The organism is Streptomyces sp. ActVer (assembly GCF_027270795.1).
GTDB lineage: Bacteria > Actinomycetota > Actinomycetes > Streptomycetales > Streptomycetaceae > Streptomyces > Streptomyces umbrinus_A.
Window position 1 is genome coordinate 1 of sequence record NZ_JAPWHT010000939.1, and the last position, 1031, is coordinate 1031.

A 1031-nucleotide genomic window follows, 5' to 3' on the forward strand; every position below is an offset into this window, starting at 1 on the left:
GTGATCCGCTGGACCCGCTTCGGCCGGGAGCTGCGGGCCGTCGTCGACGACCGGTCGCTCGCCGTCCTGGGCGGCATCGGCGCGGACCGGGTGGCCGCGGCCGGCTGGGCCTTCGGCTCCTTCACGGCGGGCCTGACGGGCGTGCTGCTGGCCCCGTACGTACGACTGGACCCGTACGGCATGCCGCTTCTGGTGATGGAGGTGGTGGCGGTCGCGGTGGCCGCCCGGATGCGGAGCCTGCCGGTGGCCGTGGTCGTGGCCCTCGGCATCGGGGTCGCCCAGAGCCAGCTGACACGGCTGCACCCGACGGGCTGGCGCGAGCCGCTGCTCCAGGCGGTGGGCGCGAACCTCTTCGTCGTCGCCCTGCTGATCGCGGCGCTGGTCCTGCCGGGCATCGGCACCCGAGACGCGCTTCCGCGCACGGCGACGGCCCGGGTGGCGACGCCGCCGGGCGCGTGGATCGTGGCCGTGGTCCTGTTCCTGCTCCCCCTGGGCTTCGCGGGCTCGGACCTGCACACGTCCGTCCAGGTCCCGGCCCTGGGAGTCGTCCTCCTGTCCCTGGTCGTGGTGACGGGCCGCGGCGGCCAGATCTCACTGGGCCAGGCGGCGTACGCGGGTCTGGGCGCCCTCTTCACCGCGCTGCTGGCGGCGGGCCGCTTCCCGGGCCTGCCGGAGCTCCCCGAACTGGCCGCGCTCGCGGTCGCCGTCCTGCTGGTGGCGCCCCTGGGCCTGCTGACCGGCTGGCCCGCCATCGGCCGCCACGGCCTGGCCCTCGCCCTGGCCACCTTCGCGGTGGGCGTCGGCGTCAGCCGCTTCGTCTTCGCCCAGCCGTACGCGACCTCGGGCCTGACCCTGGGCCGCCCGGCGGGCTTCGACGGCGACCGCGCCTACTACGCCCTCGAACTCGTCCTCCTCGCGGGCGCGTTGCTGGCCGCCCACGCGCTGCGCCGGGGGCGTACGGGCCGGGCCCTGGCGGCGATGCGCGACCACGAGGCGGGCGCGTCTGCGGAGCACGTATCCGCCGAAGGCGT

General features: G+C 76.5%; 1 pseudogene. It reads left to right on the plus strand.

The features are described 5' to 3' along the window. Positions 1-1031 (plus strand): annotated as a pseudogene (locus O3Q52_RS53485) (ABC transporter permease); the annotation flags it as partial.